Below are 20506 nucleotides of genomic sequence, written 5' to 3'. Positions count from 1 at the left end.
GGGAGAGTCCATGCGCGCCAACGTCGACCTCGGCTATGCGACGGTGGCCCTGTTGGGGCCTCGGCGACTGACGCAGCGGCTGCGCGGAACATACCAGCGCGCAGCGGCCGGAGTGGTGGAGTTCGGCCGCCCGGACGATCTGTCGGAAGAGTCGCTGCGGGGGGTGGGCTTCGCGGTCGTGGCGTTCCCCGCGGCTGATGCGAACAGTCAGTCCAATGCCGACGCCGACGCCGGGTGGCACCGCGCCCTCGCGGCCGCCGGTGCGGCGTTGCCGGTGGCCGTCGAACGGGTTGCGGAGACCACGAGCGGCAGTATCACCTTGGTGGGCGGTGGCCCCGGTGACCCGGGCCTCATCACCGCGGCGGGCCTTGACGCGCTGGCGCACGCGGACGTGATTTTCGCGGACCGGTTGGCACCGGAGGTCACCCACGAGCTGGCACCGGGTGTGCGGGTGGTTCCCGTGGGAAAGCGTCCCGGCCACCACCCCGTTGCGCAGTCCGAGATCCAGGCCCAGATGATTCAGGCTGCACTCTCGGGGGAGACGGTGGTTCGTTTGAAGGGCGGTGACCCGTTCGTGTTCGGACGCGGGGGAGAAGAGCTGGTGGCCTGCCGTGAGGCGGGTGTGGACGTCCACGTGATCCCCGGCATCACCTCCGCGGTCGCGGTGCCGGAGCACGCCGGAATCCCGGTGACCTTTCGCGAACTCAGCCGATCCTTCACGGTGGTCTCAGGACACGACCCCCTGGGCGAGCGGGAGTTGGAGCACCTCGCGGGACTGTCCCGTTCCGGAGCGACCATCGTGCTCCTCATGGGTGTGGCCACCCTGCCCCAGACGGTTAGCGGCCTGACGCGACACGGCCTGGCCGGTGACACCCCATTGGCCGTGCTGGAGAAGGGTTTCAGCCCCGACGAACGCAACACGTTCACCACCCTCGCCACCGCAGTGGTGGACACCGCCGGCTGCGCCTCGCCCGCCGTCACGGTGATCGGTCCGGTCGTGGATGCGCTCACCCGAGGCACCCGGACGGGTCCGACCGGACCCGGTTCCGGGTCGGTAGCGCGGTCATGACCATCAGCAAAGGACACGCCGCACAGTCCGATGGTGAGGTGCCGGCCGCGGGCCGGCCCGTGCTACTGGCCTGCTCCCACGGCACGGGAAACGTCTCCGGACAAGCCGCCGTGGCGCACCTCGTCGCCGAGGTCCGTGCGGAGCTCGAACCGGTTCGCGTGATCGACACCTGGGTCGACGTCCAGGAACCGAGCCTGACGGATCGCACCCGCCAGCTGTCCGGCCAACCCGCCGTGATCGTCCCGCTGCTGCTTTCGGCCGGTTACCACGTGTACGTGGACATGGCCCGGGCGATCAAGGGGAACCCGCAGCACCGCGTGGCTGCGGCCCTCGGCCCGGATCCGCGGCTGTCCGTGATCATGGCCCGGCGTTTGAACGAGGCCCTGCGGGGGCACGGCGCAGAGCCGATCACCGAGGTCGACACCGTGATCATGGCCGCCGCCGGGTCCTCCGAACCTGATGCGGTGCGGGACTGCCGCGTCACGGCCGAGCACCTCGCGCACGAACTGGGCGTTCCCGTTCAGGTGGCCTTCCTTTCGGCGGCGAAACCCACGGTGCACGACGCGGTTGCTGAGGCTCGCAGGTCAGCAAAAGACTTGGCCGGTCGTCCAGCGAGTGCCAGAGGGGGCAAGCACGGCCGGGTGCTGGTGGCCACCTATCTTCTGGCCCCGGGGTTCTTCCACAACAAGACGGTGACAGCCGGAGCCGACATCACGGCCGCGCCTTTGCTACTGACCGACGCGCCCACCCCGCCCGAACTCACCGAGCTCGTGGTCGAGCACTACGAACAAGCCATTCAGGAATAGCCGGGCCGGGGACCTATCTGCTCAGGACCGAGCACGAAAGACGGCATCCCCGAACATGAGTAAACCTCAAGGGCGTGGCGCCCGGTGGCGCTCGCGTCCCACAACTAACTGGCGCGGGCGTGATCGCACACCGCGCGCACCATGGCACCCAGGCGGAAGCGCTCGGGCACCACGGCCAGGACATCGGCTTCTTCCAACGGCTGAACGCACACCGGGCCGATGGCTACCGCGGTGCAATGCCCCCCTCTCAGCGCACGCAAGAGCGATTCGTACGTCCCGGCGGCGCGGGCGGCGTCGAACAGCGCATCCACCGCGGGCGCGGCGGTGAATGTCACGTAGTCCACCTCCCCGGCGGCAATCGAGCGGGTCAGATCCGCCAACCGCGAGCCCTCATCCGCGGACGCCCATTGATACGGGGCCACGGTCATGACACGGAAGCCTGCCTCGGACAGCCGCGCGAGCTGTTCGTCATCGGTGATGCCGTGCACCTGCACGGCCACGGTCCCGCGTGCCTCCCGGGACAGCAAGGTGTCCACGAGTTCGCTGGTGCGCCCGGACCGGCCGACGTACTCGCACGGGATCTCCTGGGACTGCAACTGTCCCTTGGCCTTGGCCCCGCGGGCGTACACGGCGCTGTCGCGCAACAACTGCACCAGATCCTCGTGCAGGCCCACGGTCTCGGCCACGGTCAGCCAGCGTTTCAGCCCGTACCCCGTGGTGATGACCACGGTGTCCGGGCGGGTGGCGAGAATCTCGCGGGTGGCGGCCAGAACGGCGTCGTCCTGGTCCGTGGGAACCAGCTTGAGTGCCGGCGCGTGCACCACGCGGGCCCCCTGGCGTTCGAAGGCGCCGGCCTGTTCGTCGGCGCGGCGGTGCGCGGTGATGGCCACGGTGCGGCCGGTCAACGGTGCCTCTGCGTGAGCGTTCATGTCTCCAGCGTACGAGCTGAGCGTGTCCGTGGCGGCGAGTAGGCTGGGGCGCGTCCCTCACCGTCCGTGGGGATTTCGCCGTTCACACCAGGAGTACCCCGCACATGTCCCTGACCGGTTTGCACACCGCGCTCACCGAGGACCGCACGTTCGCCAACATCTTGGCGCAGGCAGCCCGCCCGCCGGCCGAACGTTCGAGCGAGACGATCATCAGCGCCCCGGACGGCCTCCGGGCGCCCGTTCTGGCGCAGATCGTGGCGGGTGTGAACAACGACGCCGCGGGCTCGCCCGCCCCCGTGACGTTCGTGGTCACCGCAACCGGTCGTGAGGCGGAGGACCTGCAGGCCGCCTTGGCCTCGTACATCCCGGCGGACCAGGTCGCGAACTTCCCGTCCTGGGAGACCCTGCCCCACGAACGACTCTCACCGCGCTCGGACACCGTTGGTCAGCGGTTGAGCGTTCTGCGGAAACTGGCGCACCCGGAATCCGCCGCGGCTCCGTTGCGAGTGATCGTGGCCCCGGTACGTTCCGTGCTGCAACCTGTGGTGGCCGGGCTGGGGGAGATGCAGCCCGTGACCCTGGTGGCCGGCGAAGAATACGCGTTCGACCAGCTCATCAAGGATCTGGCCGACGCGGCGTACTCCCGGGTGGACATGGTGACCAAGCGCGGCGAGTTCGCGGTGCGCGGTGGCATCATTGACGTTTTCCCGCCCACCGAGGACCACCCGGTGCGCCTGGAATTCTTCGGTGACGAACTGGACGAAATGCGCTGGTTCGCGGTGGCCGATCAGCGCACGGTGACCGGTACGGAACATCCCACCCGCATCGTGGCTTCACCCTGCCGCGAACTTCTGATCACCCCCACGGTCATGTCCCGGGCGGCCAAACTCAAGGACCAGCTGCCCGGCGGCCGCGAGATCCTGGAGCGCATTGCCGGCGGCCAGTACGTGGAGGGCATGGAATCCCTCGCCCCGCTGCTTGCGGATGACATGGTCCCGGTGCTGTCCCTGGTGCCCGAAGGCTCCATGACCGTGGTGATCGAACCCGAAAAGGTGCGCGCCCGCGCCCATGATCTGGTCGCAACCAACCAGGAATTCCTCATGGCCGCGTGGGAATCGGCCTCCGGCGGCAGCGACGCACCCCTGGACCTCAACACCGCGGTGGAGTCCGAGGACGGTCAGGAGCGCAGCCTGGCGGCGGGCTCCTTCCACGAGATCGCCGAGACCCGGCAACTCGCCCTGGATCGTTCGGTGGGCTGGTGGTCGATCACCGGGCTCAACGTGAACGCCGTGGGCGCGGGTGACATCGACGCCGATTCCACGGACGAAGAAGTCCGGCTGGCGGACACGGACGCGGACACACTCAACGTTGCGGCGCGCGAACCCACGCGCTTCTCCGGCGACGTCGAGGCCATGCTCCGGTTCTTGGCCGAGCGCATGAGCGAAGGCTGGCGGGTCGTGCTGGTCACCGACGGTCCCGGTCCGCTCGACCGACTCAGCGAACTCTTGCACGGCGCGCACATCCCGGCCGCTCGCTTCGACACCATTGACGAGGCGCCGGAGGCGGGGTTGGTGGAACTCACCACCGCCCGCGCGGGCAGGGGCTTCGTGTTCGAAGGCCCTCGCATCGCGCTGCTCACCGAGGCCGATGTCCTGGGGCGTTCCACCGCCTACACCACGCGTGACATGCGCAAACTGCCCCAGCGGCGGAAACGCAACCAGGTGGACCCCCTTACCCTGCAGAAGGGTGACTACGTGGTCCACGAACAACACGGCATCGGTCAGTTCATTGAACTCGTCCAGCGCCCGATTGCCGGTGCCATGATCACCCCGGGTCAGCCCAAACCCATGCGCGAGTACCTCGTGCTCGAGTACGCACCCTCCAAGCGCAACGGCCCGCGCGACCGACTGTTCGTTCCCACCGACCAGCTCGACCAGGTGAGCACGTACGTGGGCGGGGAAGCGCCGTCGTTGTCCAAGATGGGCGGCTCGGACTGGAACAAGACCAAGCGCAGCGCCAAGAGGGCCGTCAAGGAGATCGCCAATGAGCTGATTCGGTTGTACTCGGCGCGCATGGCGTCCAAGGGGCACCCTTTCGGTCCGGACACCCCGTGGCAGCGCGAGCTGGAGCAGGCGTTCCCGTACATCGAGACCCCGGACCAGTTGACCACGATCGACGAGGTCAAGGCGGACATGGAACGGCCCATTCCCATGGACCGTCTGATCTCCGGTGATGTGGGTTACGGCAAGACCGAGGTTGCGGTGCGTGCGGCGTTCAAGGCCGTGCAGGACGGTAAGCAAGTGGCCATCCTGGTGCCCACCACCCTGCTGGCCCAGCAGCACACCGAGACGTTCACCGAGCGGTTCTCCGGATTCCCGGTGCGCCTGGCCACACTGTCCCGCTTCCAGACCGCCAAGGAGTCCAAAGCGACCCTGGAGGGCCTGCGTTCCGGCGCCGTGGACGTGGTGATCGGCACCCACCGGCTGCTGAGCAAGGAAATGCAGTTCAAGAACCTGGGCCTGGTGATCATTGACGAGGAACAGCGCTTCGGTGTGGAGCACAAGGAGAAACTCAAGGCCATGCGCACGGACGTGGACGTGCTGGCGATGTCCGCCACGCCCATTCCCCGCACCCTGGAGATGTCCATGACGGGTATTCGTGAGACCTCCACGCTGGCCACCCCGCCGGAGGAACGCCACCCCGTGCTCACGTACGTGGGCCCGTACACACAGAAGCAGGTTTCGGCGGCCATCCGGCGTGAGCTGATGCGTGAAGGACAGGTGTTCTTCATCCACAACCGGGTCTCGTCCATCGACGCGCAGGCCAAGGAGCTCGCCGAACTCGTGCCCGAGGCGCGCATTGCCGTGGCCCACGGTCAGATGAGCGAGTCCCGACTGGAGCAGATCATCGTGGACTTCTGGGAAAAGAAGTTCGATGTGCTGGTGTGCACCACCATTGTGGAAACCGGTCTGGACATCGCCAACGCCAACACATTGATCGTGGACGGCGCCGACCGCTACGGCCTGTCGCAGCTGCATCAGCTGCGCGGTCGTGTGGGCCGCGGCCGGGAACGCGCCTACGCCTATTTCTTGTACCCGGCCGAGAAGCCGCTGAGCGAGACCGCGCTGGAGCGGCTCAAGGCCGTGGCCGCGCACAACGAACTTGGTTCGGGTATGCAGTTGGCCATGAAGGACCTGGAGATCCGCGGTGCGGGTAACCTGCTGGGCGGTGAACAGTCCGGGCACATCGCCGGAGTCGGTTTTGACATGTACCTGCGTCTCGTGGGTGAGGCCGTGGCCGAGTACCGCGGCGATCAGGACCAGGCGCCGTCGGAAATGAAGATCGAGCTGCCCGTCAACGCGCACTTGCCCCACGACTACGTGCCGGGGGAGCGGTTGCGCCTGGAGGCCTACCGCACCATTGCCAATGCCGCTTCGGAAGAGGCCGTGGTGGAGGCCGGCGAGGAACTTCAGGACCGTTACGGACCACTGCCCACCCCGGTCAAGAACCTGCTGGACGTGGCGCGGCTGCGCATTTTGGCTCGCGCCTCAGGGCTCTCGGACGTGGCCACCCAGGGCAACATGATCCGGTTCGCCCCGGCCGACCTGCCGGAGTCGCGGGAAATGCGGCTCAAGCGCATGTACCAGGGCGCGCAGATCAAGGCGATCCCGGGAACTGATCGACACATGGTGCTGATTCCCAAGCCCAAGACGGATCGGATCGGCGGCAAGGATCTCGTGGACGAGGCAATTTTGGCGTGGGCGCGAGAGGTATTGGACTCGATCTTCCCCGCGGCCCAGCAGGACAGCGGTCAGGACTGAGCTGCCGCCTGCGCCGGGTAGTGAACGGCAGCAAGACTGTGCGGTGCGGGTGCGGCGGTGGCCACCTGCGGGCGCGCATTGGCGACGTAGTGGAGCACCAGCGCGCCCAACGCCACCAGGATCAGCAGCGTCACCATGGTCGTCAATATCGTGGCGGCCCGCGAACCGTGTGGGTCGTGTGCCGCGCTTTGCCTGCGGATCGTATTTTCGCTCACTTGAATCTGCCCCATAACGTGTTCTCCCCGGGATGGTCCCCTCGCCGTCCCGGGTATTCACTATGCGCCTGAATGGGTGCAGGAGCCAGGGGAAAACGCGGAATGCGAGCCAAACCCGCGCAAGTGTGGACAACCGCGAGATGGATTTGTCCACCATTCGGCGGTGGGTTGGGCGGACCGTCTCGGCCTCTCTCCCCGGTGTCGCGACCGAGAGGGGGCGATGACACCGTTCGGGCGGCGGCACCGGCAGAAAAACCCGAGCATGCAAGAACCCCGCCACCGATATCCGGTGACGGGGTTCTTCGCCGTACAACCTAGTGGTTCACCTGTGCCTGGTTGGGCACATTGGGGCGCTGGGCCATCTCATGCGGTCCGCGGGGCAGATCCAGGGTAACATCGGTGCCGCCGGCGGAATGCTTGGCGGTGGATCCGGAGATCAACGCGGTAGGAACGAACAGGGCCACCCCGTACGCGATGATGCCCAACAGGAACAACCAGAAACTATTGGGGTAGCTGGAGAACAGTAAGAAGCTGGCCACGATGGTGATCATGCCGCCGCCGAACAGGATCAAGTTCTTGATCGTTTCGCCCTCACCCGAGTACGTGCGGGACTTCACCGAATGGCTTCCGGGCTCGGCCGAGCGACGAGTAGTCTCCTGCTCGTTGACGGAGGCTTCATCTCTTCTGACCATGAGTGCACCCTTTCAGACTGCAACCGCGCGGGGTAAATAAATTCTTCGACCAGTCTAGACGGTTGCTCGTCTCCTTGCTGACATTCCGTCAGTTACGGGACGTGTGCGCCGCCGCCGGCCGGGAGAAGGTCCCGACCGTCGACGGTGGCCGGCCCACAGTTCGCAGCGGTGCTTCAGAGCTTGGCCACAATGTCCGCGAGCAGGCGCGAGATGCGCGGGCCCGCTGCGGCGCCGGCTTCGAGGACTTCCTCGTGGGAGAGCGCGGTCTCGCTGATGCCGGCGGCGAGGTTGGTCACCAGGGACATACCGAAGACCTCCATGCAGGCGTGACGGGCAGCAATGGCTTCGAGTGCGGTGGACATGCCCACCAGGTCCGCGCCGAGAACCTTGGCCATCTGCACCTCCGCCGGGGTCTCGTAGTGCGGGCCGGGGAACTGCGCATAGACACCCTCGTCCAAGCTGGGATCGACCTGACGAGCAATCTCGCGGATGCGCCATGAATACAGATCGGTCAGGTCAACGAACGTGGCGCCCTCAAGCGGGGACGTGGCGGTGAGGTTGATGTGGTCGCTGATCAGTACCGGGGTACCGGGCTGCCACGCGGGATTCAAACCGCCGCAGCCATTGGTGAGGATTATGATCTCGCCACCAGCGGCGGAGGCGGTGCGCACACCGTGGGCCACGGCGCGCACGCCCTTTCCCTCGTAGAAGTGGGTGCGGGCACCGATCACCAGCGCGTGATCACCGCCGGCCAGTTTGATTGAGCGCAGCGTCCCCGCGTGGCCCTCCAACGCAGGACGGGAGAAACCGGGGATCTCCGTTGCGGGAATCTCATGTTCGATCTCACCGATGAGCTCGGCGGCCTCACCCCACCCGGAACCCAGGGTCAGGGCAATGCGATGATTCTCCACGCCGGTGCGCTCGCGGATAGCATCAGCGGCACGGCGGGCAATGTCAAAGGGATCGGCGGCAGCCGTTGCATTCTCAGTCACCCGCACCACTCTAGAACAGGGAGAAGAATTGCATGCCCGACCTTGACACCGGGGCCGTGATCCACGGTGCGTAAGTCACCGGGTGCACAGCCGAGGCAGAGATGCGCAGGGCCGAAACGCCGGTGGACATCCTGGGCAGAGATACGTAGAGAACAGGCCCCCGTGTCTGCGAACCTGCGCCTCAGATGTTCGCGGGAGGGTCGGAATCGGTCCCCGCCGCTACCTCGGCCACCCTCGTCACGGCGATATGAGCGCAACCGCGGAGCCGGGGTTCACCGTTAACCGTGGGGTCGAGGTCCCGTTCGCGCGTCTTCCCGGTTCAATTACTGCAACAATGGGAAGCGTGAATGTGCAGACTGAATTTGCGAATCCGAAACTCGTTGTCATTGGTGGCGGCCCGGGTGGGTACGAGGCTGCACTGGTGGCTGCGTCCCTGGGTGCCGAGGTCACGGTGATCGAACAGCAGGGCATGGGCGGCTCGGCGGTGCTGACCGACGTGGTCCCGTCCAAGACCCTGATTGCTTCTGCGGACACGATGAACCGGTTTGCGGAGGCCAAGGATCTGGGCGTCCACATTGTGGGTGGCTCCGAGGACGGTGACGAGATCAACCAACTCTCCGTGGATCTGGAAAAGGTCAACACCCGCCTGTTGCGCTTGGCGGCCACCCAGTCCCGCGACATCAAGCGCGGACTGGAACGTCAGAGTGTCCACCTGGTTAAGGGGCGTGGCCGATTGGCCGGCCCGAACACGGTGCACGTGGAGACGGAGGAAGGGCTGGAGTACGATCTCGAAGCCCAGTTCGTCCTGCTGGCCGTGGGCGCCTACCCGCGTGAGTTGGACACCGCCAAACCCGACGGTGAGCGGATCTTCAACTGGAAACAGGTCTACCAGATGCGGGAGATCCCGGAAAAGCTCATTGTGGTGGGCTCCGGTGTCACCGGTGCGGAGTTCGCGTCCGCGTACAACGGCTTGGGTTCGGACGTCACGTTGATTTCCTCCCGCGACCAGGTGCTCCCCGGTGAGGACTCCGATGCCGCAGCCGTGTTGGAGAACGTGTTCGAGCGCCGCGGATTGACGGTGCTGTCCCGTTCCCGTGCGGACACGGTGGAAAACACCGGCGACGGCGTTCTGGTCACCCTCGCCGACGGTCGTAAGGTCCAGGGTTCGCACTGTCTGTTGGCCGTGGGCTCCATTCCGCACACCACCGACCTTGGCCTCGAGGACGTGGGGGTGGCCACGAGCAAGTCCGGCCACATCGTGGTCGACGCCGTGTCCCGCACCACCGTGCCGGGCATCTACGCCGCCGGTGACTGCACCGGCGTGCTGCCGCTGGCTTCCGTGGCGGCCATGCAGGGCCGCATTGCCGTGGCTCACCAGTTGGGGGACGCCGTGCGCCCGATACGCACCGACCAGGTCGCCTCCAACATTTTCACCTCCCCGGAGATCGCATCCGTGGGCGTGGGCCAGAAGGAGGCGAAGACCGATCCGTCCGTGATCGAGTACGCCGCGCTTCAACTGGGCACCAATCCGCGCGCCAAGATGATGGCCGTGGACGACGGTTTCGTGAAGATCTTCGCCCGCCGCGGCACCGGCACCGTCATGGGAGGCGTGGTCGTGGGCCCGCGCGCGTCCGAGCTGATTTACCCGATCGCCCTGGCCGTGACCCACAACCTCAGCGTGGATGACCTCGCGGACACCTTTGCCGTGTACCCGTCCCTGTCCGGTTCCATCTCGGAGGCCGCTCGCCGGTTGCACGTGCACCACTGACCCACGACGGTACGACGTTGCTCCGGTGACCTTTCGCTCGAAAGGTCACCGGAGCGACGTCGTACGTGACGCACGGCGGAGCGGGTGGTCTGTTACTTCACAAGCTTGCGTCCCACGGTGTACATGTCCACGTGCTTGGTCTCCGGGGAGAACCACAGGGCGATCAGCGTGATGACCGCCGCGAAGGACAAGTACATGCCCACCGATCCCACACCGAAGTTCGCGTTGAGGACCACCGCGATGTACGGGGTGATGGCCGCGCCCAGGATGGAGGCCACGTTGTACGCAATCCCGGAGCCGGTGTAGCGCACGTTGGTGGGGAACAACTCGGGCAGGATGGCGGACATCGAACCAAAGGTCAGACCCATCAACGTCATGCCGAGCGCGAGGAAGAAGAGCACTCGGCCCATGGAGACGTCCTCACCGGTGCCCACGAGCGCCGGGTCCATGATCAGGCCGAAGCACAGGCCGAACACCACGATCGCGGCGGTGATCACGAGCTGTGAGGAACGGCGGCCGAATTTGTCGGCGAGCCACCCGGAGATCGGCACGGTGATCGCGAACAGCACCACGGCCAACAGCTGGATGACCAGGAAGTCGCGGTACTCGATACCCAGGCCACCGTTGCCCGGGGAGCCGATGCCGAAGGACAGCACCCACGCGGTCATGAGGTAGAACAACACGTAGGTGGCCAGCATGATGAAGGTGCCCTGAATGATCTGGACCCACGAGGTCTTGAACACCTCGGCCACGGGTGCCTTGACCTTTTCGCCTTGCTGCTCAGCCTTCGTGAAGACCGGGGTTTCCTCGAGCTTCATACGCACCCACAGGCCCAGCAGCACCATGACCACGGAGGCGATGAACGGGATGCGCCAGCCCCAGACCAGGAACGGGTGGTCACCCACGGCGTGATGCTCGGCGGTGCCGAACTGCATGACGATGGTCAGGATCAAGAAAAAGCCGTTGGCGAGGATGAAGCCGAACGGGGCGCCCAATTGGGGCCACATGGCGGCGCGGGCACGCTTGCCCTCTTCCGCGTACTCGGTGGCCAGCAACGAGGCGCCGGACCACTCGCCGCCCAAGCCCAGGCCCTGGCAGAAGCGCAGGATCGTCAGGATCAGGGGAGCCCAGATGCCGATGGAGTAGTACGTGGGGAGCAGGCCGATCAAGAATGTGGCGATGCCCATGGTCAGTAGCGCGCCGATCAGGGTGGCCTTGCGGCCGATCCTGTCGCCGTAGTGACCGAAGATCACCGAACCAATGGGGCGACCGAAGAACGCCGCGGCAAAGGTGGCCATGGAGGCCAGAAGCTTGGTGGTCTCGTCCTCGCCCGTGAAGAACAACGCGGGGAAGACGGCCACGGCGGCGGTCGCGTAGACGTAGAAGTCGTAGAACTCAATGGTGGTGCCCACCAGCGATGCCACGATCACGCGAGAGCGCGGGACGCGCTGCGCGAGTGGCTGATCCGATTCGGGTCGCTGGGAACCTGAGCCCGTCACGGTTGTAGACATGATGAATCCTCACAGGGGAAGGGGATGTGAATGATTCCACGCTAGACCTGACAGTCCACTAGGTGAATTCCGTCATCCACTATGTGAGACGGGTCCTTGACACGCAACCGTGGACGGAGCCCGGACGACCGGGTGTGCGTAAACCCGAAGAACGGCGGCACTCGCAGGCGTGCCGCCGTTCTTTCGCGTCGGGGAGGTCTCAGTCCGTGATGTTCGCCAGTACCGTCCCCGCGGAGACCGTGTCACCCGTGGCGGTCGTCAGATCCTTGATCACACCGGCCTTGTGGGCCGTGAGAGGCTGTTCCATCTTCATGGCCTCGAGCACCACGATCAGGTCGCCCTCTGCCACGGTGTCCCCGTTGGCCACCGCAATCTTGACAATGGTGCCCTGCATGGGCGAGGTCAGCGAATCACCGGAAGCACCCCGGGCCGCGGCGGAACCACCGCGGTTGGCGCGCGACTTGCGCTTGGGTTGCGGGCCGCCGGTGGTGGTGGCGCTACGCCCGGCGCCGGGCAATTGCGGCAGGGTGACTTCAAGCCGCTTGCCGCCCACCTCGACCACCACGGACTGACGTTCGGGTTCCTCCGCCGAGGGTTCGACGGGTGCTTCGTACGGCTGAATCTGGTTGTCGAACTCGGTTTCGATCCACCGGGTGTGCACCGAGAACGCGGTATCGCCCTCCGGGGCGAAAGCGGCATCGGCCACGACCGCGCGGTGGAAGGGGACGACCGTGGGCATGCCCTCGACCACGAGCTCGTCCAGGGCGCGGCGAGAGCGTTGCAACGCCTGTTCGCGGGTGGCGCCCGTGACAATCAGCTTGGCGAGCATGGAATCGAAGTTGCCGCCAATGGTTTCACCGGCCTCCACGCCGGTGTCCACGCGTACACCCGGACCCGTGGGCAGCGCGAACTTGGTCAGAGTGCCCGGTGCCGGCATGAAGTTACGGCCGGCGTCCTCGCCGTTGATGCGGAACTCGAAACTGTGGCCGCGCACCTGCGGGTCTTCGTAGCCGAGCTCCTCACCGCGTGCAATGCGGAACTGCTCCCGGACGAGGTCCAGCCCACTGACCTCCTCGGAGACCGGGTGCTCCACCTGCAATCGCGTATTGACCTCAAGGAAGGAAATGGTGCCGTCCTGACCGACCAGAAACTCGCACGTACCGGCACCCTGGTACTGAGCTTCCTGGAGGATGGCCTTGGAGGCCTCGTACAAGCGGTGGACCTGATCGTCGGAGAGAAAGGGCGCGGGAGCTTCTTCCACGAGCTTCTGATTGCGGCGCTGAAGTGAGCAATCACGAGTGGACACCACCACCACGTTGCCGTGGCCGTCCGCGAGGCACTGGGTTTCCACGTGCCGTGGGGCGTCCAGGAACCGTTCCACGAAGCACTCTCCGCGGCCGAAGGCGGCGGTGGCCTCGCGGACGGCGGAGTCGAAAAGTTCCGGGATGGCGTCGCGTTCGCGCACCACCTTGATGCCACGCCCGCCGCCGCCGAAGGCCGCCTTGATCGCGATCGGGAGCCCGTGCTCGTCCGCGAAGGCGAGTACCTCATCCGCGGAGTTCACGGGGTCGGCGGTGCCCGGAACCTGCGGAGCATTGACCTTTTCGGCGATGTGGCGGGCAGCCACCTTGTCGCCCAGCTTGGAAATGGCCGCCGGGGGAGGTCCGATCCACGTCATACCGGCATTGATCACGGCCATGGCGAAGTCCGAGTTCTCCGACAGGAAGCCGTACCCGGGATGGACGGCGTCGGCTCCGGCGCGAGCGGCGGCGTCGAGAATTTTATCGATCACGAGGTACGAATCGGCGGCCGTGGTGCCGCCCAGGGCGTAGGCCTCGTCCGCCATGCGCACATGCATGGCATCGCGATCGGTGTCCGCGTACACGGCCACGGAGGTGAGGCCTTCGTCGCGTGCGGCGCGGATGACGCGTACCGCGATTTCACCGCGGTTGGCCACCAAGACCTTGGTCATGGGGCGCATGTCAGCGGAGGCCTGCTGCTCCGTGGAGGTGATTGTCACGTAAATAGCTCCTTGTCGATACTCTCCAGCAGATTAGTGCCCCGTACTGGAGATCACCTAAGCGAGGGCCCGGGTGCGGGGTTGATCTGTAGGTCTTCCACAAATCATGACGTGGTGACCTGTGGTGTTGGCCGCCACCATTGGCTCGCAGTGATGCCGCGGGCGGCCAAGAGGCGGCGAAGTGTGGAGATGCTCAAACCGATCACGGCGTTGGGGTCTCCGGACACCCGGTCGATGAACATTGATCCGCGGCCGTCGAGAGTGAATGAGCCGGCGACCTGCAGGGGCTCGCCGGTGGCCACGTAATCGTCGATGTCCTCGCGGGACAGATGTGAAAAATAGACGTCCGCGGAGCTGACCTCGCCCTCACCGTGGGTTTCACCGTTGCGGCGATCCACCAACCAGTGGCCGGTGTGCAGGGTGCCCTTCTGTCCGCTCATGGCGGTGATGCGTTCAACCGCCAGATCCGCGGTGTAGGGCTTACCGTAGCTCTCGCCGTTGAGTTCGAAAACCGAGTCGCAGCCCAGAACCACGCGGTCCTCGGCGACCTCCAGGCTCGCCACCGCGTCCGCCTTGGCGCGGGCCAGTAGCAGTGCCGTGTCCGAGGGGCTCAGGGGCCCGTGCTCGGCGAGTGCGGCGTCCTCGTCCACGCGTGAGACCACGGTGTCGTACGGGAGGTGCGCGCGCGTCAGCAGTGCTGCGCGGGCAGGAGATTGCGAGGCCAGAATGAGAACGGGACGCATGGGTTTCAATATACGAGTCGATGGGCGAAGACCCAAAGGCGGTGACGCTTGCGGTAGCGCGGCCATGCTCAGGGCTCGTCCGGCGAATGTAACCAAATAGTTACTCTAGAAATCATTGACGTGTCATATCCCTGGGGTTACTCTTGAGTAACCCCGGCGATGACGGATGAAGTGCGCACTTGACGTTCTCGCTCGGGGCATCCCGGCGGTGGTTCATGTTTCAACACCGGGGAGGCGAAGCAAGGCCTGCACTGCCGGTTCACAGGGGGTGTGGGAGCGCGCGGAGAATACGGTGCCCAGCCGTCAAAAGCTGGCGCCACGTATCAGGGGACGCAAAGTAATCCCCGCGCGCTCCCGCGTGGACCTGTGATCGAGTGAGCGCCGACTCGGTTCCGGCATGTAACGAGTGGCCTCGCCGGTCTTGAACCGCGGGGGTCGTGCGCGGTGATTACGGGCTGGATTCACCCGGCGGAACAGTGCAGAGTTCGCTGCGCGTCAGAAACCGTTTGCCCGTGGGCGCCTCCAGGGAGAAGCCCCCGCCCCGACCCGCTATCGCATCGATGATGAGGCGCGTATGACGCCACACCTCGAATTGTTCGGTCGAGATCCAGAACTCCAGGGGACCCAACTCGCCACCGGACGGTGACGGCAACCGGGCTGTGCCCAGCAGCGCATCCGCGGCGCCCGTGCGGAATTCGCCGGCGGGAAAGCACATGGGGGATGAGCCGTCACAGCAGCCGCCCGATTGATGGAACATGAGCGGTCCGTGTTGATCCCATAGTTCTTGCAGTAAGGCCACGGCGGGTGCGGTGAAGCCCACCCGGGAGGCGGTTTCGCCGGGCACCCCCGGGGCGGTCTCAAGCACCACGTGGTTCTCAAGACCGCCCCGGTCCTGCGGTTCGATGGGGTGTGCGCTCATGGCACCTCACTATCTTTCGCTCAGGATTTAGAAAAAGCCCTGCGCAGTTTCGGTGTAGGACACCAGCAGGTTCTTGGTCTGCTGATAGTGGTCCAACATCATCAGGTGGTTCTCTCGTCCAATACCCGAGGACTTGTACCCGCCGAACGCCGAGTGGGCGGGGTAGTTGTGGTACTGATTCACCCACACACGGCCCGCCTGGATGGCGCGTCCGGCGCGATAAGCAATGTTGCCGCTGCGCGCCCACACGCCGGCACCCAGCCCATACAACGTGTCGTTGGCAACACCGATGGCCTCGTCGTAGGTGCCGAACTTGGCCACCGACAGCACGGGTCCGAAGATCTCTTCCTGGAAGACACGCATGTCGTTGGTGCCCTCGAACACGGTGGGCTGCACGTAAAAACCGCCCGCCAGGTCCCCGTCGAGTTCGGCGCGCTCACCGCCGATCAGCACCTTGGCACCCTCCTTCTTACCGATGTCCAGGTAGGAGAGGATCTTCTCGAGTTGGTCGGTGGATGCCTGGGCGCCGATCATGGTGTTCGTGTCCAGCGGGTTACCGGCTGTGATCTTGGAAACCCGATCGATACCGTCGGCCAGGAACTGGTCGTACATCGATTCCTGGACCAGCGCGCGGGAGGGGCACGTGCACACCTCTCCTTGGTTCAGCGCGAAGAACGCGAAGCCCTCCAGGGCCTTGTCGTAGAAGCCGTCCTGCTGCGCCGCGACGTCTTCGAAGAAGATATTGGGTGACTTGCCACCCAGCTCCAGCGTGACCGGAATGATGTTCTCAGAGGCGTACTGCATGATCAGGCGGCCGGTGGTGGTTTCACCCGTGAAGGCGATTTTGCGGATCCGCTTGTTGGATGCCAGGGGCTTGCCGCATTCTGCGCCGAAACCATTGACGATATTGACGACACCGGCGGGCACCAGATCTTGGATGAGCTCCATCAGCACCAGGATGGACGCGGGAGTCTGCTCCGCGGGCTTGAGCACCACACAGTTACCGGCGGCCAATGCGGGGGCGAGTTTCCACACGGCCATCAGGATCGGGAAGTTCCAGGGGATGATTTGACCCACCACACCCAGGGGCTCGTGGAAGTGATAGGCCACCGTGTTCTCGTCCAACTGCGACAGGCGGCCCTCTTGGGCGCGGATGGCTCCCGCGAAGTAGCGGAAATGGTCGATCGCGAGCGGGATATCGGCGTTGAGGCATTCACGAACGGGTTTGCCGTTGTCCCAGGTCTCCGCGACCGCAATGATTTCGAGGTTCTCTTCCATGCGGTCCGCGATCTTGTTCAGCAGCAACGCGCGCTCGGTGGGGGAGGTGGCATTCCACGACGGCGCCGCGGCCCAGGCGGCGTCCAAGGCGGCGTCGATGTCCTCGGCGGTACCGCGACCCACCTCGGTGAAGGGCTGTCCCGTAATGGGAGTGATGTCATCGAAGTACTGGCCCTTGACGGGTGCCACCCATTCACCGCCGATGAAGTGTTCGTAGCGGGGCTTGAACGTGACCTTGGCGCCATCTTTGCCGGGTTGTTGGTAAACCGTCATGGTGTGAATCTCCTACGTTCGTGTGGTGATGTAGGTCACAGCCTAATGGTTGCGCGGGGTCAAACAAGGAGCGGCACGGAATGTCCGTGCCGCTCCTTACCTGTGAGTTCGCGCCGGTTTTCGGGTTCCGGCTCAGTCCACGCGTTGCCCGTCACTGGGGCCCGACGGCGCATGGGCGTGCGAGCCCTCGCCGGTTCCGGTTCGGGCACCGACCGGGGACAGTTGCTGGTGGGTGTCCTCGTCCGTGAACGGCTCACCGGAACGCCGGGCGTTGTACAGGTCCATGTCGATGATGCCCTCACGCTTGGACACGATCGCGGCCACCAGGGCTTGACCGGTGACGTTGAGCGAGGTGCGGCCCATGTCCAGGATCGGGTCCACGGCCAGCAGCAGGCCTACGCCCTCGAGCGGCAGGCCCAGGGTGGAGAGAGTCAGCGTCAGCATGACGGTGGCGCCGGTGGTTCCTGCGGTCGCTGCCGAACCCAGCACGGACACCAGGGCGATCAGAACGAAGTGCATGGGCGTCAGCGGAACACCGTAGAACTGCGCCACGAAGATTGCTGCGACGGCCGGGTATATGGCCGCGCAACCGTCCATCTTGGTGGTGGCGCCCAGCGGGATGGCAAAGGACGCATAATGCCTGGGCACACCCAGGTTCCGTTCGCTCACGCGCTGGGTCAAAGGCATGGTCCCCAGGGACGATCGGGAGACGAAGCCCAGCTGCATGGCCGGCCACACGCCGGAGAAGAACTGCTTGATGGACAGGCCGTTGATCTTGATCAGGATGGGGTAGACCACGAAACCGACCAGGAGCAGACCTACATACACGGTGATCACAAAGCTGACCAGCGAGCCCATGGAGGTCCAGCCGTACTCGAACACCGCGCGCCCGATCAGACCCAGGGTGCCCAACGGCGCCAGACGAATGATCCACCACACGATCTTCTGCATGATCGCCAAGCCGGACTGCATGAAGGTCAGGAACGGTTCTGCGGCCTTGCCGACCTTGATCGCGGCAATACCCACTACGGCGGAGATCACCAGGATCTGCAGCACGTTGAAGTTCAGCGCCGTGGTCACGGTCTCAGCGTCGGGCATCTTGGAGGTTGCTTCCAAACCCAGGAAGTTCACCGGGATGATGCCTTGGAGGAACCCGAGCCACGAACCCTCGGTGCCCGTGTATTCACCGGGTTGTGCTTGGCCGGTACCCACGCCGGGCTGAATCACCACGCCCAGCACCATACCGATGGACACGGCGACCAGAGCCGTGATCGCAAACCACACCAGGGTCTTCCACGCGAGCCGTGCGGCGTTGGAGACGTCTCGGAGGTTGGCGATCGAGGCGATCACGGCGGTCACCACCAGGGGCACCACCGCCGCCTTCAACAGCGTGACGTAGCTGGCACCAATGGTGTCCAGCGTGGTCATCAACCAGTTGGGATTCTCCTCCGGATCGCCACCCATAGAAGCGGCCAGGGAGCCCAGGAGCACGCCCAGGATCAGGGCGATCAGGATCTGCCAGCCGAAGGAGGTCATCCATTTCGGTAGGCGCCGGGTATTTTCTGCGGAATTCATATCAGCAAGCGTAGAGCGGCGAATCCTAAAGCGCACGTGCCGCATGACGAAATGTTACGTCCCGAGGGACGTCGTGGTGCCGGATCGGAAAAAAACCCGCAAGAACACGCAGGACTAGAGCGTCATGGCGTATGCGAGTGTGTCCAACCCCACGGAACCCAGGCGCAATGCGCGGCTGTGAAAATTCTTGAGATCGAACCGCTCGCCTTCGCGCGCCTTCACGTTCCGACGCAGGTCCAGCCACAGTTCCTGGCCCAGTTTGTACGACGGCGCCTGGCCCGGCCAGCCCATGTAGCGCAGCCACTCGAAGCGCAGCACGGCGGGGTCCATGATCACGTTGTGGGTCAGGAAGTCCCACCCGTCCTGCGGGGACCACACCTCACCGGGGCGAGCGCCACCGAGCAGTTCACCCAGTTCCGCCGGCACCGTGTAGCCGCAGTGGAACCCGACATCGAAGATCACTCGTACCGTGCGCAGCCGCTGCGAATCGAGCATACCCATGCGGTCACCGGGGTCATCCAGGTATCCGAGTTCCGCCATGAGGCGCTCGGCGTACAGCGCCCAGCCTTCACCGTGACCCGACACCCAGATTCCCATGCGGCGCCAGTCGTTGAGTTCGCCCGCGTTGGCCAAGGCGGTCGCGCATTGCAGGTGGTGCCCGGGAACCCCTTCGTGGTACACGGTGGTGGTTTCCTCCCACGTGGCGTGGCGGTGGGTGCCCTCGGGGACCGACCACCACATACGCCCGGGGCGGGTGAAGTCACTACTGGGCGGTGTGTAGTAAATCCCGCCGTCCTGTGTGGGCGCGATCCTGCACTCCAGGTTGCGCATGGCGTCCGTGAACTCGAAGTGAGTCGTGGACAATTCGGACACGGCCCCATCGGCGAGCGCCTGCATCCAGCGCTGCAGGGCATCGGTGGAATCCAGGCGGCGGGCCGGATCGTCGTTGAGCGCGTTCATGGCCTCACGAATGGAAGAGCCCGGCAAGATTTCGTGAGCCACCAGACGTTGTTCCTGATCCAGCTGCCGCAACTGGTCGATGCCCCATTCGTACACCTCGCGAGGTTCGAGCGTGGCACCCAGGAATGACCGCAGGTGCAGGCGGTAGTCGTCCTCCCCGACGGGGTCGGACTCCCGAGCGGACGGGGCGAAATCTTCGTGGAACGAGCGCACCAGGGCCGAGTAGGACTCGCGGGCCCCGGTCACAGCCTGCTCCAAGGCGGGCCGCAGGTGTGCGGGAACGGATTCGTGGGTCAGGAGCGCGCCCAGGGGTCCCTTGAGTTCGGAGTAGGCCTCCGCTTGCGCACCGGCCTCCCGGATCTGGGTCATCGAGGCCATTTTGCCGAGCTCGACCGCCTCTCGCAGGCCCTCCGTGTAACTGCCCAGAGCGGGAGGCACGTGATGCAACCGCTCGACGATGTGCTCCCAGTCCTGCGCGCTGCCGGTGGGCATGTTGTCGAAGATTTCTCGCACCCACTGCACCGGCGAGGCAATGTTGTTGACGGGCGACACGTCCAGGTTCGCGCAGTGCAGATCCGCCTCAAGGTTCAGCTGATTACGCAGGGCGTGGATCGTGACCCGATCCACGTCATCCCGGGGTTGTGCTGTCTCCATGGCCCGGAGGGTTTCGGAGCGCAACTGCGCCCGGTCCGCTCGACCCCGGGGTCCGTAATCAGGGTAGGCGGGTCCGTAACCGGTGAGCCCGTTCAACGTGGCCGCCAGGGGATCCAACCTCATGGAGCGTTCGAAATGTCGGTTGGCCAGTTCGTCCACGTCGGTCGCGGGGCGGTGAACCGCTCCCAACGGGGGGAGTTCACGGGTCGAACGGTTGCCGGTTTGCTTGTCAGTCACGAGAAGCCACATTAGTCCCAGTCGGCGAGATGACAAGGTCGGAC

Annotated in this window: 15 protein-coding genes; 4 read left to right on the top strand and 11 right to left on the bottom strand. The window is 65.3% G+C overall.

Features of this window, described 5'->3' with window-relative positions; translation table 11 throughout:
* The first annotated feature begins 10 nt into the window (after positions 1 to 10).
* Together cobA and AC3ENJ_RS04595 are read left to right on the top strand one after the other, a co-directional pair.
* Positions 11 to 1069, top strand: coding sequence for a uroporphyrinogen-III C-methyltransferase (gene cobA / locus AC3ENJ_RS04600; protein WP_431813237.1), 1059 nt, complete (start codon positions 11 to 13; stop codon positions 1067 to 1069).
* Positions 1066 to 1875 carry a sirohydrochlorin chelatase gene (locus AC3ENJ_RS04595; protein WP_431813236.1) on the top strand — a complete coding sequence of 270 codons (810 nt, stop codon included), beginning with the start codon at positions 1066 to 1068 and terminating at the stop codon, positions 1873 to 1875. The genes cobA and AC3ENJ_RS04595 overlap by 4 nt, the downstream gene beginning before the upstream one ends.
* A gap of 104 nt (positions 1876 to 1979) precedes the next feature.
* Here the strand turns inward: AC3ENJ_RS04595 and AC3ENJ_RS04590 are convergent, their stop codons facing one another.
* A complete protein-coding gene (locus tag AC3ENJ_RS04590) occupies positions 1980 to 2804 on the bottom strand; it encodes a uroporphyrinogen-III synthase (protein WP_190807451.1) in 825 nt (274 codons plus the stop codon).
* A gap of 104 nt (positions 2805 to 2908) precedes the next feature.
* Here AC3ENJ_RS04590 and mfd point away from each other — a divergent pair, with 104 nt between their 5' ends.
* Positions 2909 to 6625 (top strand): transcription-repair coupling factor, encoded by a 3717-nt coding sequence (mfd, locus tag AC3ENJ_RS04585; RefSeq protein WP_431813235.1) that lies wholly within the window; start codon positions 2909 to 2911, stop codon positions 6623 to 6625.
* Here mfd and AC3ENJ_RS04580 read toward each other — a convergent pair.
* The 3 genes from AC3ENJ_RS04580 to AC3ENJ_RS04570 all read right to left on the bottom strand — a co-directional run bounded on the left by AC3ENJ_RS04580 (position 6616) and on the right by AC3ENJ_RS04570 (position 8524).
* Positions 6616 to 6840 (bottom strand): hypothetical protein, encoded by a 225-nt coding sequence (locus AC3ENJ_RS04580; protein ID WP_498957830.1) that lies wholly within the window; start codon positions 6838 to 6840, stop codon positions 6616 to 6618. The two genes, mfd and AC3ENJ_RS04580, sit on opposite strands and share 10 nt — an antisense overlap.
* 314 nt (positions 6841 to 7154) lie before the next feature.
* Positions 7155 to 7532 (bottom strand): hypothetical protein, encoded by a 378-nt coding sequence (locus AC3ENJ_RS04575; RefSeq protein WP_190781692.1) that lies wholly within the window; start codon positions 7530 to 7532, stop codon positions 7155 to 7157.
* 173 nt (positions 7533 to 7705) lie between these two features.
* A complete protein-coding gene (locus AC3ENJ_RS04570; RefSeq protein WP_431813233.1) occupies positions 7706 to 8524 on the bottom strand; it encodes a purine-nucleoside phosphorylase in 819 nt (272 codons plus the stop codon).
* A gap of 343 nt (positions 8525 to 8867) precedes the next feature.
* Here AC3ENJ_RS04570 and AC3ENJ_RS04565 point away from each other — a divergent pair, with 343 nt between their 5' ends.
* Entirely contained in the window at positions 8868 to 10292 is a 1425-nt protein-coding gene (locus tag AC3ENJ_RS04565; protein WP_431813232.1) for an NAD(P)H-quinone dehydrogenase, read from the top strand.
* A gap of 92 nt (positions 10293 to 10384) precedes the next feature.
* Here the strand turns inward: AC3ENJ_RS04565 and AC3ENJ_RS04560 are convergent, their stop codons facing one another.
* The 7 genes from AC3ENJ_RS04560 to AC3ENJ_RS04530 form a co-directional block, all read right to left on the bottom strand.
* Positions 10385 to 11803: an MFS transporter gene (locus AC3ENJ_RS04560; RefSeq protein ID WP_190781689.1), complete on the bottom strand. Its 1419-nt coding sequence runs from the start codon at positions 11801 to 11803 to the stop codon at positions 10385 to 10387.
* A 199-nt stretch (positions 11804 to 12002) separates the two neighbouring features.
* Positions 12003 to 13823 carry an acetyl/propionyl/methylcrotonyl-CoA carboxylase subunit alpha gene (locus AC3ENJ_RS04555; RefSeq protein ID WP_431813231.1) on the bottom strand — a complete coding sequence of 607 codons (1821 nt, stop codon included), beginning with the start codon at positions 13821 to 13823 and terminating at the stop codon, positions 12003 to 12005.
* Between the two features lie 104 nt (positions 13824 to 13927).
* Positions 13928 to 14566, bottom strand: a complete 639-nt coding sequence (locus tag AC3ENJ_RS04550; protein ID WP_190781688.1) for a Maf family protein — start codon at positions 14564 to 14566, stop codon at positions 13928 to 13930.
* A gap of 448 nt (positions 14567 to 15014) precedes the next feature.
* A complete protein-coding gene (locus AC3ENJ_RS04545) occupies positions 15015 to 15485 on the bottom strand; it encodes a DUF779 domain-containing protein (RefSeq protein ID WP_190781687.1) in 471 nt (156 codons plus the stop codon).
* Between the two features lie 27 nt (positions 15486 to 15512).
* A complete protein-coding gene (gene exaC, locus AC3ENJ_RS04540; RefSeq protein WP_431813230.1) occupies positions 15513 to 17036 on the bottom strand; it encodes an acetaldehyde dehydrogenase ExaC in 1524 nt (507 codons plus the stop codon).
* A gap of 132 nt (positions 17037 to 17168) precedes the next feature.
* The gene (locus tag AC3ENJ_RS04535; protein ID WP_431813229.1) at positions 17169 to 18611 is read right to left on the bottom strand and encodes a dicarboxylate/amino acid:cation symporter; all 1443 of its coding nucleotides are present in this window, start codon (positions 18609 to 18611) and stop codon (positions 17169 to 17171) included.
* A 114-nt stretch (positions 18612 to 18725) separates the two neighbouring features.
* Positions 18726 to 20462 (bottom strand): DUF885 domain-containing protein, encoded by a 1737-nt coding sequence (locus AC3ENJ_RS04530; RefSeq protein WP_190807455.1) that lies wholly within the window; start codon positions 20460 to 20462, stop codon positions 18726 to 18728.
* Between the last annotated feature and the right edge of the window lie 44 nt (positions 20463 to 20506).

This window comes from Kocuria sp. cx-455, assembly GCF_057707085.1.
This window is presented reverse-complemented; position numbering and strand designations above follow the sequence as displayed.

Coding starts and splice junctions, on each gene's coding strand:
- AC3ENJ_RS04575 (WP_190781692.1), bottom strand. CDS start 7,532: ATGGTCAGAAGAGATGAAGCCTCCGTCAACGAGCAGGAGACTACTCGT.
- AC3ENJ_RS04560 (WP_190781689.1), bottom strand. CDS start 11,803: ATGTCTACAACCGTGACGGGCTCAGGTTCCCAGCGACCCGAATCGGAT.
- mfd (WP_431813235.1), top strand. CDS start 2,909: ATGTCCCTGACCGGTTTGCACACCGCGCTCACCGAGGACCGCACGTTC.
- AC3ENJ_RS04590 (WP_190807451.1), bottom strand. CDS start 2,804: ATGAACGCTCACGCAGAGGCACCGTTGACCGGCCGCACCGTGGCCATC.
- cobA (WP_431813237.1), top strand. CDS start 11: ATGCGCGCCAACGTCGACCTCGGCTATGCGACGGTGGCCCTGTTGGGG.
- AC3ENJ_RS04535 (WP_431813229.1), bottom strand. CDS start 18,611: ATGAATTCCGCAGAAAATACCCGGCGCCTACCGAAATGGATGACCTCC.
- exaC (WP_431813230.1), bottom strand. CDS start 17,036: ATGACGGTTTACCAACAACCCGGCAAAGATGGCGCCAAGGTCACGTTC.
- AC3ENJ_RS04550 (WP_190781688.1), bottom strand. CDS start 14,566: ATGCGTCCCGTTCTCATTCTGGCCTCGCAATCTCCTGCCCGCGCAGCA.
- AC3ENJ_RS04595 (WP_431813236.1), top strand. CDS start 1,066: ATGACCATCAGCAAAGGACACGCCGCACAGTCCGATGGTGAGGTGCCG.
- AC3ENJ_RS04545 (WP_190781687.1), bottom strand. CDS start 15,485: ATGAGCGCACACCCCATCGAACCGCAGGACCGGGGCGGTCTTGAGAAC.